14 protein-coding genes and 2 pseudogenes are annotated in these 18,286 nt (G+C 42.4%); 6 read left to right on the forward strand and 10 right to left on the reverse strand.

Going from position 1 to position 18,286, the window contains the following annotated elements; genetic code table 11:
* Positions 1-208 precede the first annotated feature (208 nt).
* The 4 genes from CWM22_09285 to CWM22_09300 form a co-directional block, all read right to left on the reverse strand.
* Positions 209-3,574, reverse strand: a complete 3,366-nt coding sequence (locus CWM22_09285) for an ABC transporter permease (protein ID AUC92875.1) — start codon at positions 3,572-3,574, stop codon at positions 209-211.
* Between the two features lie 11 nt (positions 3,575-3,585).
* Positions 3,586-4,287 carry an ABC transporter ATP-binding protein gene (locus CWM22_09290; GenBank protein AUC92075.1) on the reverse strand — a complete coding sequence of 234 codons (702 nt, stop codon included), beginning with the start codon at positions 4,285-4,287 and terminating at the stop codon, positions 3,586-3,588.
* A gap of 222 nt (positions 4,288-4,509) precedes the next feature.
* On the reverse strand, positions 4,510-4,845 hold the full coding sequence (locus CWM22_09295) for a helicase BlpT (GenBank protein AUC92076.1): 336 nt from the start codon (positions 4,843-4,845) through the stop codon (positions 4,510-4,512).
* A 222-nt stretch (positions 4,846-5,067) separates the two neighbouring features.
* Entirely contained in the window at positions 5,068-5,943 is an 876-nt protein-coding gene (locus tag CWM22_09300) for an XRE family transcriptional regulator (GenBank protein AUC92077.1), read from the reverse strand.
* A 158-nt stretch (positions 5,944-6,101) separates the two neighbouring features.
* Between CWM22_09300 and CWM22_09305 the strand changes: the two genes are divergently transcribed.
* The 4 genes from CWM22_09305 to CWM22_09320 are packed head-to-tail and all read left to right on the forward strand — an operon-like array spanning position 6,102 to position 9,409.
* Positions 6,102-6,389, forward strand: coding sequence for a hypothetical protein (locus CWM22_09305; GenBank protein AUC92078.1), 288 nt, complete (start codon positions 6,102-6,104; stop codon positions 6,387-6,389).
* 45 nt (positions 6,390-6,434) lie between these two features.
* On the forward strand, positions 6,435-7,652 hold the full coding sequence (locus tag CWM22_09310) for a hypothetical protein (GenBank protein AUC92079.1): 1,218 nt from the start codon (positions 6,435-6,437) through the stop codon (positions 7,650-7,652).
* 2 nt (positions 7,653-7,654) lie between these two features.
* Positions 7,655-8,515: an ABC transporter ATP-binding protein gene (locus CWM22_09315; GenBank protein ID AUC92080.1), complete on the forward strand. Its 861-nt coding sequence runs from the start codon at positions 7,655-7,657 to the stop codon at positions 8,513-8,515.
* Positions 8,516-8,527: 12 nt separating this feature from the next.
* Positions 8,528-9,409 (forward strand): hypothetical protein, encoded by an 882-nt coding sequence (locus tag CWM22_09320; GenBank protein AUC92081.1) that lies wholly within the window; start codon positions 8,528-8,530, stop codon positions 9,407-9,409.
* A gap of 74 nt (positions 9,410-9,483) precedes the next feature.
* On the opposite strand, the pseudogene CWM22_09325 reads toward CWM22_09320, so the two are convergent.
* From CWM22_09325 to CWM22_09345, 5 genes and pseudogenes are all read right to left on the reverse strand, one after another.
* Positions 9,484-10,383 (reverse strand): annotated as a pseudogene (locus CWM22_09325) (ISL3 family transposase).
* 370 nt (positions 10,384-10,753) lie between these two features.
* On the reverse strand, positions 10,754-11,875 hold the full coding sequence (locus tag CWM22_09330; GenBank protein AUC92082.1) for an IS110 family transposase: 1,122 nt from the start codon (positions 11,873-11,875) through the stop codon (positions 10,754-10,756).
* A gap of 109 nt (positions 11,876-11,984) precedes the next feature.
* Positions 11,985-12,347, reverse strand: a pseudogene (locus CWM22_09335) (ISL3 family transposase).
* A 158-nt stretch (positions 12,348-12,505) separates the two neighbouring features.
* Positions 12,506-12,991: a thiol peroxidase gene (locus CWM22_09340; GenBank protein AUC92083.1), complete on the reverse strand. Its 486-nt coding sequence runs from the start codon at positions 12,989-12,991 to the stop codon at positions 12,506-12,508.
* An 83-nt stretch (positions 12,992-13,074) separates the two neighbouring features.
* Complete coding sequence (locus tag CWM22_09345) at positions 13,075-13,956, reverse strand: LysR family transcriptional regulator (GenBank protein AUC92084.1); 882 nt, start codon at positions 13,954-13,956, stop codon at positions 13,075-13,077.
* Positions 13,957-14,081: 125 nt separating this feature from the next.
* On the opposite strand from CWM22_09345, the gene CWM22_09350 reads away from it, so the two are divergent.
* Both CWM22_09350 and CWM22_09355 read left to right on the forward strand, forming a co-directional pair.
* Positions 14,082-15,053: an alpha/beta hydrolase gene (locus CWM22_09350; protein AUC92085.1), complete on the forward strand. Its 972-nt coding sequence runs from the start codon at positions 14,082-14,084 to the stop codon at positions 15,051-15,053.
* Positions 15,054-15,070: 17 nt separating this feature from the next.
* On the forward strand, positions 15,071-15,637 hold the full coding sequence (locus CWM22_09355; protein ID AUC92086.1) for an acetyltransferase: 567 nt from the start codon (positions 15,071-15,073) through the stop codon (positions 15,635-15,637).
* A 77-nt stretch (positions 15,638-15,714) separates the two neighbouring features.
* On the opposite strand, the gene CWM22_09360 is transcribed toward CWM22_09355, so the two are convergent.
* Complete coding sequence (locus tag CWM22_09360) at positions 15,715-18,171, reverse strand: copper-translocating P-type ATPase (GenBank protein AUC92087.1); 2,457 nt, start codon at positions 18,169-18,171, stop codon at positions 15,715-15,717.
* Between the last annotated feature and the right edge of the window lie 115 nt (positions 18,172-18,286).

Genomic DNA, 18,286 nt, shown 5'->3' on the forward strand with positions numbered 1-18,286 from the left:
TGTTCGTGTTTTACACTCCAAATCTGACCATTACGACTGTTGCGAACAAAGTTCGCTCTATTTCCAACCTCAAACTGTCTCCCAGACAGTTTGAGCTGTGCGGGAGCGGGAGTGAAACAGTCTGGGGATAGACTGTTTCAGCTCAACAACTGGAAATAAGGACTTGTTGACGAACTCTTTTTAGACCACTCGAGTTCTTTCCCACTCCCTAATCAACTGACTTCAAGGCCTCCAGCATATCCACCTTTCTCAGATGGTGATTGACGTACCAACCAAGAGCAGCCAAAATTCCACTAATGGCTAAGATAGGAATGAGATAGACTTCTAGTCCGACAGATGGATTGAAGCGGATACTGTCCGAACCAATCATGGCAAGAAGGAGCTTGTGGAGATAAATACCGCTAACCAGTCCAACCAACATACCAATCAGCGAAAGGGCAATGGTTTCACGATAGATGTACATGGTCACCTCTCTATTGTGGAAGCCCAGTACCTTGATGGTGGATAATTCACGAATCCGTTCAGACATATTGATAATTGTAAGGTTGTAAAGAATAACCAAGCCAAGCAAGATGGATAGGATGACTAGAATGGTCATGATGGTCTGAAGCGAGCCCGCAATCGTGGTAAGCATGTCTATAAGAGAAGTATTTTGAACCAAACTCCTGACTGCTGGCATCGCTAGGAGTTGACTTGCAAGAGTCTGAATATGCCCCAACTGACTGTCTTTCAACTGAACCAGATAGGCATTGGCAGTCTTCTGCTTGCTGGTCACTTGTTCGTAGTAGCTATCTGTCATATAGATAAAATGCCCTGCGTACATATCAGCCACAGCCTCTACCCTGACTGAAACTTCCTTATCTTCCAAGGTCAGTGATAACTTATCACCAACAGAGACCCCGTAGATTTGCGCCAATTTTTCTGCGAGAACAATCCCCCTGTCACTCAGCTGGATAGCTTTACCAGAAGAATTTTCAAGACTGACTAGATTTCCCAAGTCCTGACGGTCTGAAATATACAGTCCAATGGAAATATTTTTTCTCTGGCCACTAGTTTCCACTGTTTGATTGAGCTGTTCAAAAGCCACTGGCAAGGATTGGCGAACCTGATCTGACTGAAGAAAATGTGTTAACTTATCCAACTCTTCCTCAGTAGCTCTGCTATTTTCCACCACCAACATATCATAATGGATCAGCTCCCCAAACTGTCGTTGGACAACTCCTGAGATGAAGGAACGGATACCCAGTCCTCCAAAAAGAAGGGCGACGGTCCCTGCTACTCCAAAGATGGTCATAAGCATACGAAGCTTGTAGCGGAAGATATTGCGGGCTGTCACCTTGTGGGTAAAACTTAGACGAGACCAGATAGCTGGCCATTTTTCTAGCCAAATGCTGGAGCCTGTAACTGGTGGCTTAGGTAAAAGTAGCTGAGCAGGTTTTTCTGTCAGCTCCCGACGAGCCACCAAGTAAGCTGGCAGGACCGAGGAAGCCAAAGACAGGAGCAAGGCTAAACCTGTCCAAAGGGGATAAAAATGAAGTTTAGCTGGTCCAATCACGGTTGTCTGCGTAATAATGTTGGAAATAAGTGGAGACAGGAGGAGATTACCTGCGATTATACCGACTATTGTTCCTACCAGACCTGCCGCCAAACCATAGAGAATGAACTTAGCCATAATCTGTCTATTCGTATAGCCAAGGGCCTTGAGGAGACCTGACTGTGTTCGCTCTTCATCGACAAAACGGGCCATGGTGGTAAAAGTCACTAGAGCTGCGACAAGGTAGAGAACAACTGGGAAGACATTGCCCACTGCAGCAATAGACCTAGTCGCATTGCTATAGGTAGTATAGCCATCTCCACCTGGTAGGCTTGAGCGAGTATAGACCTGATAGGGCGCTTTTTCCAGCTTACTTAAGTCGGATTTAGCCTGAGCAATCTCGGTTTGAGCTTGGCTAATTTCTTGATCGGCCGTGGCTTTCTTCTCAGAAAATTGGGATTGAGCTTGACTTAACTCTTTATCAGCCTCCTCCAAACGGAGTTCTTCCTGACGGAGCAGTTGATTTGAAGACTCTAACTGACTCAGTCCCCATTCATAGTCTTCTACTCCTTTATTGTAGGCTACAATGCCTTGTTCATACTGACTCAAACCTGCTTGATAACGGGCCAAACCTGCCTGATATTCTTGATTCCAAGTTTGGTACTGGGCTAGATTGCTATTGTATTCATTTTGTTTGGTTTGATAGTAATCATAACCTTGTAAATAGGCTTGGTTGGCCTGCTCATGTGCAGATTCCATTTGGTCTAATCGGCTTTTCTCAACATCCAAACCTTCCTGTCTAGCCAATAAGTCAGGATAGTCTGAGAGGGTTTGGCCTTCTTGCAAGTGATTGGCAATTTCAAGGTCTAACTCTTTCTGAGCTTGAAACCAACTAGCTCGCCCTGTGGAAATCTGAGATGCGGTCTGACTCAGTTGGGCATTTTGGGAATCCAGTTGCTGTTTGGCACTTTCCAAGCGTTGAGCAGTTTCAAGTAGTCCCTCGTGACTTACATCCAAAAAAGATTTGCTTTGGTCTAGTTTATCCTTCTGGCTGTCCAACTCTTTTTTACTTTCATCCAATTGAAACTTGGTTTGCAACAATTGAGCAAGGACGGTTCGCAATTCCATTTCCGATTGAACTAGTTTAGCTCTACCACGCGCAAACTCACTGCGACCACTTGCGAGCTGGTCTTTCCCAGATGCCAATTCTCCTGCTGCTTGATCCAGCTGAGATTGAGCCTGAGCAATTTCCTCTTCCCCTTTTGAAATATTTGTCTGTCCATCTGACTGAATAGTTGCTAATCGTTGTTCATCATTGTTAGCCAATAACTTTTCTAAGTCTTCTTGGTGCTGGTCCAACCTGTCTTGATAGGCCTGACTGTAATATGGTAAATCAACCAAATCATCATAGCGAATACGGGCAATAGTGTAAACTTCTGATTTGAAGGTATCCTGACTAACAAGGCCATAGCCACCTAACTGCCCATCACCACTTGCAGCCATGCCCATGGTTTCATTGTCCCAAATTTCTGACGAAGCCACAAAACCAACAACTTTAAAGGTGGTTTGGGTCAGGATGGTGCCATCCTTGTCAGGCTCGTTTACTTGAAATGTATCTCCCAATTGATAGCTTGCTTGCAAGGAAAGAGACAGAGCAATTTGCCCCTTTTGACTGGGCATTTCCCCTTCTACTACCTTATAGGTCGATAGGTTCTGGGGAGCTGAAAACAGCCGAATTGCAGTCTGGCCTTCATTAGTAACCACATCTTTAAAGTAGCCCGCTTCAAGAGTAGCACCTTCTATCGTTTCTAATTCGTCAAGGTCAGCTTGACTAAGTCCCAGACCTGAAATTACCGCCAAATCCATCGTTCGATAACTGGCTATATAGGCTTGGGCCGTCTTTTCCATATTTGGAGCTGTTACTTTCAGACCTGTTAAAGCTAGAGCTCCTAGCATCATCAGGCTAAAGATGGACAAAAAACGCCCCTTGGAAGAAAGCAGAGATTGCCTCATATCCTTCCAGTAGATTTTCTTTTTCATAGTTTCACCCACTAATATTCTAGGCTTGCAATATCCTGCGGATCTGCGTTTAGCTCAACAGAGTGCACACGGGCATCCCGCATCCGAATGACCCTGTCTGCAATAGGGGCTAGGGAACTATTGTGGGTCACGATAATCACCGTTGCCCCTTGCTTGCGGGACATATTTTGCAGGATTTGCAAGACTTGCTTACCTGTTTGGTAATCCAGAGCGCCTGTCGGTTCATCGCAAAGCAAAATTTTAGGCTTTTTGGCAACAGCACGGGCAATGGCAACCCGCTGCTGCTCACCGCCTGAAAGCTGAGCAGGGAAATTATTAATTCGATGGCCAAGTCCGACCTGTTCCAAGACTTCCTCGGCATCCAAGGCATCCTTGACAATTTCTGCAGCTAATTCCACATTTTCCTTAGCGGTCAGATTGGCAACCAAGTTATAAAATTGAAAGACAAAGCCTACATCATCTCTACGATAATTGGTCAGTTCATGACTTGAAAGCTTGGCAATATCCACACCGTCAATCCAAACTTCCCCCTCGTCATTGCTATCCATGCCTCCCAAGATATTGAGCAGAGTGGATTTACCCGCACCAGATGAGCCAAGAATGATGACCAACTCACCCTGCTCAATCTCAAAGGACACGCTGTCATTGGCCACAATGGTCGCATCCCCCATTTGATAGTATTTTGACGAATTGATTACTTGGATATAGGACATGGTACACCTCGCTTTTCTTAGTAATATTATAACATAAAGAGGCTGGGACAAAAGTCCTGGCCTCCTTAGTTTTTTTCAATAGTTAAACTTGACGCAGTGGTTGAGTGGGCTCTAATTAGCTGATTTTATCAGCTTTTACAGCCCTACTCAACTGTGCGGGGGTGGGACGATAAAATCGAACCCTGCGGGTTACCGATTTTTGTCCCACTCCCTTAACATCTATTATACTTGGGCAATGGCAGAGCCACCATAGAGTTTGAGTTCTTCTCTGATGGTTTGGTAGTAATAGCGATCGAAGGCCTGCCAAGCCTGCCTGCTAGTTTCACTCAATCGCAGATCACCTAATCCAACTAGAAAACTGGTCGAACGATAAAATTTCTCAATCGCAATCAGTTCAGAATTGGTAACAGACTCGGCCTCCGACAATATGCGTGTCGTCTCTGTCAGATTATGTTGCAATCGCTGTTCATCAGCTGTTCCTACTTTATCTGCTTGGAAGGCCCGATTCAAGTCTTGAATGAGAGCCAAAACGTCTTGAATAATCTGTGTCTTTTCCATAAAAGACCCTCCTTGTTTTTAATAAATTTAGTATATCAAATTAGACAAAAATATTCAAGTCCCTTACTTTTTCATAATATTGATGACCCCAGGATCAAATCCATCAGAAGTTCTCGTAACGGTTCGTTTTACAGGAAAAATTACCATTACGATTGCGAGAAGCAGACAAATCATTGTAACTATCCGTTTCATACATACCTCCTTTTTTATATAACTAATTTTTCAATATATTTCCTTACCCATTGTTACTAAAAAATTCTTCAATGACAAATATAACTTTGTATTTCCTTGTAACTTGTATAAAACTAGTGCCTGCTCATACAAGTCTAAAACTTCATCTTCTCTCAATAAGCCTTTGCTGATATTCCCCAACAAACATAGTAAATCTGGCAATAAAAAACTACTGTTGTAGGCATTCAATTGGTTAATCAGTTCTGTCACTTCATCTAAAGCTAAGTTCGTCTGTTTTCGTTTTAGAAGAAATCTAGCATAATTGTAACCAATCTTTATATAGGCTTGAAAGTCAGCATTGATTGATAAATCCAGCTTATTCACCTCTGATTTTACATTGCTGACCAACTCCATATATTTGTCATCTTCACCAACTTCACCTAGAAAAATAGTGTAACTGTTCAAAAAATCTAAATAAAAATAGTAATGAGGAGCGATAATAGCATTTAGTCTATCAAACTCTTTTGTCGCAAAATCCCTTTCATTGTATAAGTAAAATCGAACCAAGATAAAAATATAATCTAAATAAGCTTTATCTTCCTCATTCAATAAGTGCCTACTTTCCACCTCTTTCACATACAATTGCTCTACAATTTCATAATTTCTGAGAAGCAATTGTTGGGAGAAAATAGTTCGTATTTTTCCTATACTATGTCTACTTTCTTGAACAAATTCCTCAAAAAAATAATTCATGGTCACACCCAGCCTATTAGACAGTAGAAAAAGGATTTCCGATGAGGGAGAAAGGTTGGTATTTTCAATTCTACTAATCAAACTCTGCTCACAAATATCCTTAGCTAAAGCACTCTGAGTCAGTCCAAGTTCTTTTCTTCGTTGCTTAAAACGACTACCACTTATACTATTCATAACATACTCCAAATTTATTTAAGAATATTATACTCTTTTTTAAAATGAATATCATCATTTTTATATTAATATTTTCATTTTATATTGACTACATTTAAAAATATTGATATAATAGTATACAGAGAAGATATTTTCTATAAATAAATGCAGAATATAACATGAAAAAGATTGTTTTGCGTTCAGCCTTGCTACTATCTATCATTAGCCCAATAGTAACAACTACAACTCTATCTGTAAATGCTGAAACCTCGCTAAGAGTTGCAGCACTCCCTCGTTCCTATTACATTAACAGTAAATTATTCGTAGTTAAAAAGCTAACTCAAACTAGATACTACGATGAATATCCACACGGTGTAAAGTACGATGGCTATTTACGCTTAACCGATTATCAAAAAACTAGTGACGGTTATTACTTAGCCTACTATGCAGGAACTATCTCTAGATAAAAATTAATTCCTGTCTCTACAATCTCTTCTCTTTTGGAGGTATCTATGTTTCAAATTGAAGGTAAGCTATTTTTCCGTAGCAAGAAAAACTTAGTCGCTATCTTGGTCTTGTTGATGACGATTCTAGCTAGTTCCCTTCTAGCAGGCTACCACAATCGCCAGGCCAAGCTAAAGGTCATCCAACACTATGAACAGTCTGTCCAAAATTTTGAAAATATCATACAAGATTTAGAAACACAGTATCAGACTCAAACTCTCAGTGAAGAGGATTACCAGGCTGAAAAAACATTCTTTACAAACTATATCGCCAACTTCCAAAAGGAGATTGAGGCGGTCAAGAAGGAGGACTGGACCTATTTTTATGAGAAAAATATCCAGCACTATCAGCAGGATGGTCAATACATCAGCCTTTCCTACCAAAGCTATGATTTTACCCCACAAACCATCGAAAATACCTTCTTGATGTCCAAGTATCTGTTAGAAAAGGAGATACCCTCTGCCTTTCCAACTGAGCTTTACCTGACAGCCTTTGAGAATCCCAAAACACCAACAGATAGAGAAATCGTCAAGAGCCTGGGGCAGCAGGCCTTAAAAGGAACCAGTCATGAAATCTGGCAGGGTCAAAAACAGCTAGGCCTGGTCATCACTCTTCCTCTCTTTCTCTTAACTTTCACCAATTTTTTCATCAAAGACCAGCAGGGAACTAGCCGGCAGATTCGCCTTTTACAGACCCTAGGGCTGACTAGAATCCGAATTACAACCAATAAATACCTAGCCTTCCTAACACTCTATACTGCCCTCTTTCTAACCCTCTATCTGAGCCATTTGCTCATCGCTTTTTTACTAAATGGCAATAGTAGCTGGATTTATCCCGTCACCACCTATATTAGTAAGAGAATTGATTCCAGCCTGATCCAAACAGCTATCAAACCTATTTACCAGGTCATCTTGCTAGCCTGTGGCATGCACTATCTCTACCTTCTATTTTTGCTGGGAGTGGCACAGACCTTGGCTAGAGTCTTAAAAAATGGACTGGCTGGACTGGTTGTCACACTAGGCATAGCTATCAGTGCCAACTTCTATCCCCATATCTTAAATCCATTCAGCCTTTGGAATGCAGGCAATCTGGCAGACGGAAGTGCTATCATCTACCATCAATTGACAGGATACAGCATTCCAAAAGTCTTCACAGTCCTGCTCATCAGTAACCTACTCATCTATTGCCTGCAATTCTATCTCCTGACAAGAAAAAGTGAGGTCTAACCATGCGATTATCCATACACAATTTGTGCAAATCCTACGGGAAAAAGAACATACTAGACCAGCTAAACCTAGAACTGGTGGAACCTGGAATTTGGGCCTTGATTGGACCAAATGGAGCTGGAAAGACAACCCTCCTAGACTGCATTGCCAACCTGCAATCCTTTGATTCGGGAGAGATTTCAATAAATGGCAAAAAGCACGATAATACAAATGTCTACCAAACCTTTGCCTACCTGCAGGACAACCGTGTCCTCTACCCTGAATTGACGGGGCTGGAACACTTGCGGTTGGTCCAGGCTATCCAAGATTTACCCAAAGAGCGGATTGAGGAAGTCATCCAAGAAATCGGTATCCGTGATTATGTGAATATCCCTGTCAAAAATTATTCCCTGGGAATGAAGCAACATCTCCTGCTGGCTATCGGTATAATGAACAAGCCCCAGGTCATGCTCTTGGATGAACCCTTGAACGGCTTGGACCCGACCAGCTACATTCAAACCCGAAAATTGCTCCAGAAACTAGCCAAAAATGGTTCAACCATTATCGTGTCTTCCCACCAATTAAACGAAGTAGACCAACTAACCGACCAACTGCTCTTTCTTAAACAGGGAAAAATCATTGAGTGGAAACTGGAACAGGTTGGGCGACAATATGCCGTTCAGACTAGTGACAATCAGACAGTTTTGCAGAAACTTAGACAAGTAAATGGATTGACTTTGGTCAATGATAGCATTCAGGTAGACACGAGTGTTCATAGTCTGCATTTCTACCTAGACCAAGTCATGACGTGTCAGGTGGAAATTCTGGATATTACACCTCAGGAACACCAGTCCGAAGAGATTTATAAAGAACTATTTGAATAGGGAGGTCTGACCATGAAGCTACTGTCCCTTTTCATCCTACGACTGAGACGCAATGCTATTTTTCTATCCCTGATAACCGCTATCGCCCTCATCCCACTTGCCCTGTCCTATCGGAATGTCCTAGAGGCCGAAAACCTACGATTTGAGGATCGATCCCGTATCATACAAGTCAAAAAAGAAGCTGAAATTGTCTTGTATGCTGACGATAAGGAAGCTCAAGCCTTAGACCAGGAAAGCATGGATTATTATAAAAAACTCTTGGAACTGACGACCACCTACTTAGAAAAGGAACATATCCAAGGAAAAAGTCAGGAGGTCTTGGAAACGGAGTTAGAACTCTACCAGACCATGCAAAACTGGGAGGCAAACGGGCACAATATCAATCATTTTACAAACAGCGAACTGGCAGAACGTATCACAGTCTATAAAAAAGTTCTAGAGCAAACTCTTACCTTTCACTATCCTACTGCTCCCAAGGATTTTTATCTGACCTTGTTGCAACTTCTTCCTGCCAGTATCTATATCATCCCCCTTGTCATCTGCTGTCTCTTAGCTTGGCTCCTCATGACCGACCTTTCCAAACATCGTGGCCTACTCTTTATCAACGGACTATCCCCTAGTCAATATGCCACTAGCTTGACCCTGCTTGCTCTTCTTCTACAAGTTGCTATCTATGTTCTCATCCTGTTCATGCTACTTCTATTGGCACATCAGTTCCAATTTACATTCCAAGAAGACTATCCTCTACTAGTCGGCACAAATACTCTATCTACCATATCTATCAGGGAACAATTACAGAAACTCCTGCTGGTAATGGCTGGTGTGACAGGTTTCTATCTGACCTTTATCCGATTAGCAACTGCTAAAGTCCTACAAACATACAAGCGAAAATAAGCCACCTCGAAAATGGTGGCTTTTTGAATGCAAAAAAACAGGCTCATTGTCAACTGTAGTGGGTAGACGAAAAGCTAACACCTAGAGAGGACGAAATTCGTTCTCTCATTTTTGATGTTCAAAGCAATATATATCTTGGTTTTAAAGTTCGTAAAGTTCCTAAAGCCGAACGCTTGCCTCTTGATGTCTTTGATGAGTTTATTGGTCGCTTCCAGCTTAGCGTTGGAATATGGAAGCTCCATGGCGTTCGTGATGTACGTTTTATACTTTAGAAAAGTTTTAAAAACAGTTTTAAAGGCAGGATTGACAAGATCCAAATTGTCTTCTAGAAGCTCGAAGAAATATTTCGAGTTCATCTCTTGGAAATGGAAGAGAAGGATCTGGTAGAGTTCGTAATAGAATTTCAATTCATTTGAGAAATCCAATGTCTTCTGGACAACCTCTCTCGGTGTTACTGTTTGCCCAAAAGTGCGGGAATAGAAGCGATTTCGAGACAGTTTTCGACTATCTTTTTGGAGAATACGCCAGTGATTTTTCATGGATCGATAAGGTAGGGAACGCGTATCGAAAGTCTTCATAATATCAATTCTAGTCGTCATCATAGCACGGCTCAGGTGTTGGATAATGTGAAATCTATCAAGGACAATTTTAGCTCTTGGAAATAGTTTTTTGATGATGGGAATATAGCTACCCGACATGTCCACTGTTACGACCTCGACAGTTTCTCTGACTGCCCTAGGATACTTGTAGAAATAGTTCTTTATGGTTGCTTGGCGGTTATTCTCTAGAATGGTCACAATGCGTCTCGTCTCAAAATCCTGAGCAATAAAGGCGAGTTTTCCCTTGTTCCGACTAAATTCATCCCAGCTCAAGACTTTTGGTAATTTCGTAAAATCATGCTCAAATTGAAACTGAGCCAGTTTCCTCTGGACGACCGATACGGAAATATGTAGTCTCCTAGCGATGACTGATATGTAAAGCCCTTTGTCAAGTAAAAACAATCGAACTGATTAAAAAATGAAAAGTATCTAGAAAGAGCCTAGTTCTTAGCTTCGGGCATTGGCCACTCTGATATTCGTGGATTGGTTACCTACAGGTCAATGGTTCTGCCGCGAGTCCTACTCTCTATAAGCGTGGATCACAATTGTGCCACTTAGTCGTTTCGTAGATGACTCAAACCTTGAAGTCCTAAACTCCTTCAAGATACTTTCCATTCAAACATGATTTCAATCCTTATTTCTGTCCAAATTCACCCAGTGATTTTGGATAGAAATAGGGATTCCTCATCGCTCTGCGATGATAAAACTTAATGGTCAAAAGTGTACATGAAAACAAGCGCTAACTTCAAGCTATTCTTCCTGTCATCATCCCCCAAATAAAACCAGACAATTCTCGTGCAATAGCTGTTTTAGCAACATTTTGTTTCTTATTTTTTCCTAGAACAAGTGTGCGATAACGTCTTCTTAAGCGTTCATTAGCCTTATCCGCATAAGCAATCACCTCCACTCGGTTTCCACTTTGTCTCCTTTTCAATTCTTTGGATTTATACCCAATCGTCCCCTTAGCCAATGATTGTGCAGCTTCTATCAGAAGTCGTCTCACATGGCTATTCCCAGCTTTGGTGATAGCACCTCTTCTCTCCTTGTCGCCGCTAGAATTTTCGCTAGGAGTTAGCCCAAGATAAGAAGCAAAATGTTGAGCTGTCGCAAAGCGATTAAAATCACCGATTTCTGTCACAATGGAAAGAGCAGTTAGTGTTTTAATGCCAATAAAGCAAGAAAGCCGTGAGACCTTCTCTTGATAACTGTCGCTTTGACCCAGTTGCTCAATTCGTGCATCATACCGTTCTATTTGATCTACTAATTTCTCATAGGTCAATAGATATTCTGTCAAAATCTCTGCATAAAGTCCATCAGGATTTAGGGAACGGAGCCAGCGGACATGTTTCTGTGTCCAATTACTGCTTCCCTCGGTATAGCGAAAATCATGTCGGAGACAGAAGGCAAGAATTTGTTGTTTGATTTTCTTCAGAGCCACTTTGTGGTCTGTTCTCATGCGGATATATTCTTTGACTTGTTCATCCTCAACAGTAGGAATATGAACAGGCCGATAGCTACGAAAGGCCAGAGCTTTTGCGAGCTGAGCTGCATCTTTTTTATCAGTCTTAACACGCTTAGATCCTTCCTTCATCACCGTTGTAGGCGCCATCACGATACAAGGAATCCCGTGAGCTTGTAGCTGGTGATATAGGGTAAATCCAAGACATCCGGCTTCGTAGCCACATAACACTTCTGCATCTTGACCATATAAACGACGAAGCTCATTCACATAGTTCACAATATAGCTAACATTTGGACCAACTTTAGTGCTATGTTTGAATTGATTCGCCATCATATCATAATAGCAGAGTGAAAAACTTTCTTTGTGAACATCCATTCCGATGAAAAGTGTGGTAAAATGAAACATATAAGACCTCCAATTGAGTGTGGTAATTCCTGTTAGAAGTTGATTGTTTTTTTATTCTAGTGTACAGGTAAATCCACGAATTCTCAACTGGGGGTCTTTACATATTGTCTATATTGGTCATGTTTTCTGTATGGAGTTGTGTCACTTTCTCCCAAATAGGTTGTGAAATCTGACAGTTTTTCTTGACTAGAGTTGTCTCAGCTACAGTCACTTTTTGGCAAGATTTGCATTGAAACCGCCGTTTCTTAAGCAAGAGGAGGGTCGGAAAGCCCTGGCAATCCAAAATCGGAATCTTTGACGACTTTTGAAAGTCGTACTTGATACACTTTCCTTGGCAATGAGGACAACCAGGGCTGTCGTAATCTAGCTTTGCCCTGATTTCTAGATGGGTCTGATGTTTCAAAACAAAGAGAATTTTGATGTTTTTGTCTTTGATTCCGATTAGTTCTGTGGTATGATAAAGTTGTTCCATATGAGTCTTTCTAATGTGAGTGTGGTTGCTTTTCATTATAGGTTATATGGGACTTTTTGTATATATTCAAAAAGGCTCCATAATCTCTATGGTGGATTTACCCACTACAGAAATTATAGAGCCAAAAAACGATGCCGAACAGGCATCGTTATATTCTTTTATTTAACAGCCTCTAAAGCCGCTTCATAGTCTGGGTGTTCGTTGACATTGTCCAGGTATTCTACATAGGTGATTTCATTGTCGGCATTGAGGACAAAGACCGCACGCGCCAACAAATTCCACTCCCGCATGAGCACACCGTAGGATTTACCAAAGGCATGGTCATAGTAATCCGACAGGGTCACTGCATCTTCCAAACCTGCAGCGCCACACCAGCGTTTCTGAGCAAAAGGCAGGTCTGCCGAGATAGTAATGACAACCGTATTGTCACGATCAGCCAACTCCTGATTGAAGCGACGAGTCTGGGTATCGCAAATCCCTGTATCAATAGAAGGCACAACACTGATGACCTTAGTCTGCTTGCCAAAGTCCTTCAAACTTTTCAAACTCAGATCATTGGCCATGAGGACAAAATCAGGGGCTACATCTCCCACTCGTAACTGTGGACCTACCAAGGTCACCGGTTTTCCAATAAAGGTTGTCATATCTATCTCCCTTGCACTTAATATATCTATTGTAAGCGTTTATGACTAAAATTACCAGTTTTTTGACTGCTAATTTTAGTAAGTTATCTATCTAAATTTGCATTCTCTAGGTCTTCCTCAAGAATTTCAATAAAACGCTTGGCTATTGGGCTCAACACCACTCCTTTTTTCCAAAGAAGCTGCAAGCTATCCGTTGACAAATCTAGAGGACGAAAGACCAGTCCACTTCCATCATAGCTTGTATCAACAATTCCGTCCAAACAAAGAGCAATCCCAACCCCAGCCTTTACTAATAAAGAGGCATTGTAGAGGAGATTGTAGGTCGCTACGATCCGATAATCGCCTAATCCAGCAAAGATAGACTTATCAACATTGCTTTGGGAGGAAACAATCAAGGGATAGGCTAGAACATCGCTCAGCACTAGCTCTTCTTTAGAAGCTAAAGGATGAAAACGAGGGACTAGAATCCCCCAACTATCTCGGTTAAGTAAAGGCAGACTGTCAAATTTTTTTGTAGAATAGCGCCCGAAGGTAATCCCAACATCTTGAATACCATCTTGCAATTGTTCTAAAATATGGTCTGCATTTCCACTTTGAATGTGCACTCTCGTATTGGGATACTGACTGGTTAAGCTTGCGATTGCTCTTGCAATAGGCTCCAAAGACTGACTCTCTGCTGCACCAATGTAAAGGTCACCAGAAATCATCTCCGTTGGGCGAAGAGTATCTTCTGTTTTTTTAACCAAACTGGTAATTTCCAATGCGCGATTGTAGAGATATTGCCCTGCTTCTGTCAGCTGAATTTCTCTACTCCCACGATAAAACAAAATGGTGTCTAACTCTTGCTCCAATTCTTTTATTTGCCGTGATAAGGTGGGCTGAGTAATGTGTAAGCTCTGAGCCGCATTTGATATGGATCCTGTTTGTACAATGGCAATAAAATAGGTCAATACACGAATATCCATCATCTACCTCCAACTTTTTTACTTTATTATACCATGCTCATAAGGCATATAAAACATATAAAATAGGTATTTGTAATATCTTTGTTTCCCTGATATGATAAGAATCAAGAAGAGGAGGAAGAAACATGAAATCAATAAAAATGACAGAAGAATGGGATAAAACATTTCCAAAGAGTGACAAGGTTGAACACCAAAAAGTGACCTTTCAAAATCATTTTGGTATCACCTTAGTGGCAGATCAGTACAAACCAAAACAGATTCAAGAGAAATTACCCGCCATTGCTGTTGCAGGTCCATTTGGAGCAGTTAAAGAACAGGCTTCCGGTCTCTATGCTCAAGAAATGGCGGAACGCGGCTTTTTAACCATTGCTTTCGATCCATCTTATACAGGAGAGTCCGGTGGTAGCCCGCGCTACATGAACTCACCTGACATCAATACAGAAGATTTTCAAGCAGCGATCGACTATCTATCTACCTTAGATGAGGTTGATACGGAAAACATTGCTATTATCGGAATCTGTGGTTGGGGAGGAATTGCCCTAAATGTCGCAGCCCTTGACCCTCGTGTCAAGGTGACCGTAGCATCCACTCTCTATGATTTGTCTCGCGTTACTAGAAAGGGTTATTTTGATGAATCCGATACAGAGGAGTCTCGCTATCAGATGCGTTTAGCACTTGCCAAACAACGGACTGAGGATTTCAAAAATCACAACTATCAACTTGCAGGTGGCGTGATTGACCCGCTGCCAGATGATGCGCCACAATTTGTCAAAGATTATTATGCCTACTATAAAGAACAACGAGGCTACCATGAACGTAGCCTAAATTCAAATCAAGGATGGGCCATCCAAGCAGGTACAAGCCTCTTAAACACTCATCTACTAGATAGCATTGGAGAAACTAGAAATGCAGTCCTTGTTGTTCATGGTGACAAGGCGCATTCCTACTATATGGGCAAAGATGCTTTTGAACAATTGACAGGTGGCAACAAGCAGATGATAACAGTCGAAGGTGCAAGCCATACAGACCTCTATGATCAAATGGAAATTATTCCATTCGAGGAAATCGAGGCATTTATCCGCCAACACTTTGCATAAGAAAAGGAAAAGTTGCTATGATTGAAGCAGTTTTTAAGGAGTTTATTGATAGAGATCGCTTGGTGCCAGAAAAAGCTGGCCTACGCCAGCTCATATCCGATATTCAAAGAGAGAATCAGCCCCTTGTTCAAGAATTGAATACTTCCATTCAAACCGTTGACAGCACACGAAAACTCGTTGAACAGCTCACATTGGAAAAGATTGACGAATCCGTTATCATCAATCCCCCTTTCCAAACAGATTTTGGACGTCATATTCATTTCGGAAAGGATATCTACATCAACAAAGATGTCTTTATGGTAGACTTGGGAGGTATTTTTATTGAAGATCAGGTTTTGATTGGTCCCCGTGCTAAACTGATTTCCGTCAACCATCCCTTGAAAGCGGAAGATCGTCACAAACTTGAACTCAAATCAGTTCGTATCCAGCAAAATGCCTGGATAGGTGCAGATGCGACGATTTTACCTGGAGTGACAATTGGTAAGAATGCGGTGGTGGCTGCTGGTGCGATTGTCACAAAAGATGTATCTGACAACACACTCGTAGCAGGCGTTCCTGCAAGGATAATAAAAACACTAATCTAAGAAAAAATCCCTATAGACTGATAAGAGGTAGCCTCTCCAGTCTGTAGGGATTTTTAGCAGTGATATCTGTCAGAAAACTAATTGTCTATTTTCACTCTTTTCAATCGCAGAGCGTTCAAGACGACTGACACTGAGCTGAGGGCCATGGCTGCACCTGCAAACATAGGATTGAGCAGAGGTCCACCAAATGCATGTAATAGCCCCATGGCTATTGGAATACCAATCACATTGTAAGCAAAGGCCCAGAAGAGATTTTGCTTGATGGTCCGCATGGTTGCCTGGCTGAGTTTGACAGCCTTGACCACATCCAAAATATCACTATGCATGAGGACAATGTCGGCAGACTCAATGGCAATATCAGTCCCTGAACCAATGGCTAGACCCACATGTGCTTGAGCTAGAGCTGGGGCATCGTTGATGCCATCCCCTACCATGGCGACTGTCTTGCCCTGTTCTTGTAAGTGCTTGACTTGGTTAGCCTTGTCATCTGGCAGAACCTGACTGACCACCTGCTCAATGCCGACATCCTTGGCAATGGCTTTGGCAGTTTTTTCATTATCTCCAGTCAGCATGACAACTTCTAGTCCCATGGTTTGCAGAGCCTGGACAGCCTGACGGCTGGTCCCTTTTACTTTATCAGCAATGGCAATGACTGCTAGTAATTCTTGCTGGCTTGCTAGGAAAACAGGCGTCTTAGCTTGATGGGCAAATGTTTCCGCAACTGCACATCCTTTGGAAACATCAATTCCCTGTTCCCGTATCAACCTTTCATTTCCCAGATAGATGGTCTGCTCGGCTATTGTCACCGAAAGACCACGGCCTGAAAGCGCCTGAAAATCTGTGGCGGGCAAGAGATCAATCTTTTCTGTATGAGCAGCTTGCAGGAGGGCCTGAGCCAATGGATGCTCGGAAAATTGCTCGCTACTTGCTGCCAACTGGAGGACCTGCTCACGATTTTTAGTAGATAAGAGATGAACGTCTGTCACCTGGGGCTTGCCCTCAGTAATGGTCCCAGTCTTGTCGAAGACAATGGTGTTCACACCTTGTAGGGTTTCAATAGCTTGACCAGACTTGAACAAAAGACCATTTTCTGCCCCTTTTCCAGTCCCAACCATGATAGCCGTCGGAGTTGCCAGCCCCAAAGCACAAGGGCAGGCGATGACCAAGACGGCGATGATAATACTTAATGAAAAAATCCAGGATTCTTGACCCAAGAAGTACCAGGCCAGACCGGACAAGAGAGCCAAGCCCATGACAACTGGAACAAAGACGGCTGATACTTGGTCAGCCAATTTGGCAATAGGGGCCTTAGAACCTTGAGCCTCTTCTACCAAGCGAATAATCTGGGCCAGAGTCGTATCACGACCAACTTTGGTAGCCTGCATGGTAATGGCACCTTGCTGGTTAAGGGTGCCGCCAAAAACATTATCGCCTAGAGCTTTCTTCACTGGTAGACTCTCACCCGTCAGCATAGACTCATCCACACGTGTTTGGCCTTCGAGAACCTGACCATCAACAGGAATCTGCTGACCTGGACGAACAATGACCTGGTCACCGACCACCACTTCTTCAATCGGCACTTGTATTTCCTGACCATTTCGCAAGACCTGGGCCGTCTTAGGAGCCAGATCCATCAATTTCTTAATCGCCTCAGAAGTCTGACCTTTGGACCTAACTTCAAAATATTTTCCTAGGGTAATCAATGTCAAGATAACGGCGGCTGATTCAAAATACAGTTCTGGATGGTGACCGTGCATGGCCACTTCTTTCCCCATCAGAAGAAACGCAATCATCAAAAGACCCTGAACCAAGGCTGTCCCTGTCCCAACAGCAATCAAGGAATCCATATTTGGATGGCCTTGCAAGAGAGTTTTAAAGCCTTTTTGGAAAAAACTGCGTCCGATATAGAGGATAGGGATGAGCAAGATGACTTGGCTGATCGCATAGACTAGCGGTTGATGGAGCAAAGCTGGTAATGGAAGCCCTCCCCAAGGCAACATAGGCCCCATAGCAATATAGAGCAATGGAAGAGTAAATGCTGCTGACCAGACAAATCGATGCCACAGCTTTTCTTCCTTGCTCGGTCCCTTGTCCGCAGCCTCTTCTACTTCTTCTGGTCGAATCAGCTGATAACCTGCCTGCTCAACTGCTCTTTCAAGACTAGCTGGATTTTGCCTATGACGGCTATAACGGATAGTCGCCTTTTCTGTTGCCAGATTGACACTAACTTCTTCTACACCCTCTAGTTTTCCCAGAGCTTTTTCAACCGTCAGAGCACAGGAAGCGCAGGTCATACCTGAAATATCATAAGACTCGGTCACCAAGTTATCGACTAACTGATACCCCGCCTTTTCAACTGCCTGACGAATATCTTCTAGTCCCAAAAGCTTTTCATCATAGCTAACACTCAATTTTTCAGTCGCTAGGTTGACACTGACTTCTTCCATTCCTGCTAGTTTACCAACCGCTTTCTCAACCGTCATAGCACAGGAAGCACAGGTCATACCTTGAATGGGATAGCTTGCTTGTTTCATAGGTTACTCCTTTTCTGACTACATCTGTAAACAAATTATACAATATACGACTACATTTGTAAACAAAATTGTTTCAAAAAAGTAGATTGAATTCAATCCAACCTACTTTTACGTA

Origin of the sequence: Streptococcus suis, assembly GCA_002831545.1 — a bacterium.
Taxonomy (GTDB): domain Bacteria; phylum Bacillota; class Bacilli; order Lactobacillales; family Streptococcaceae; genus Streptococcus; species Streptococcus suis_P.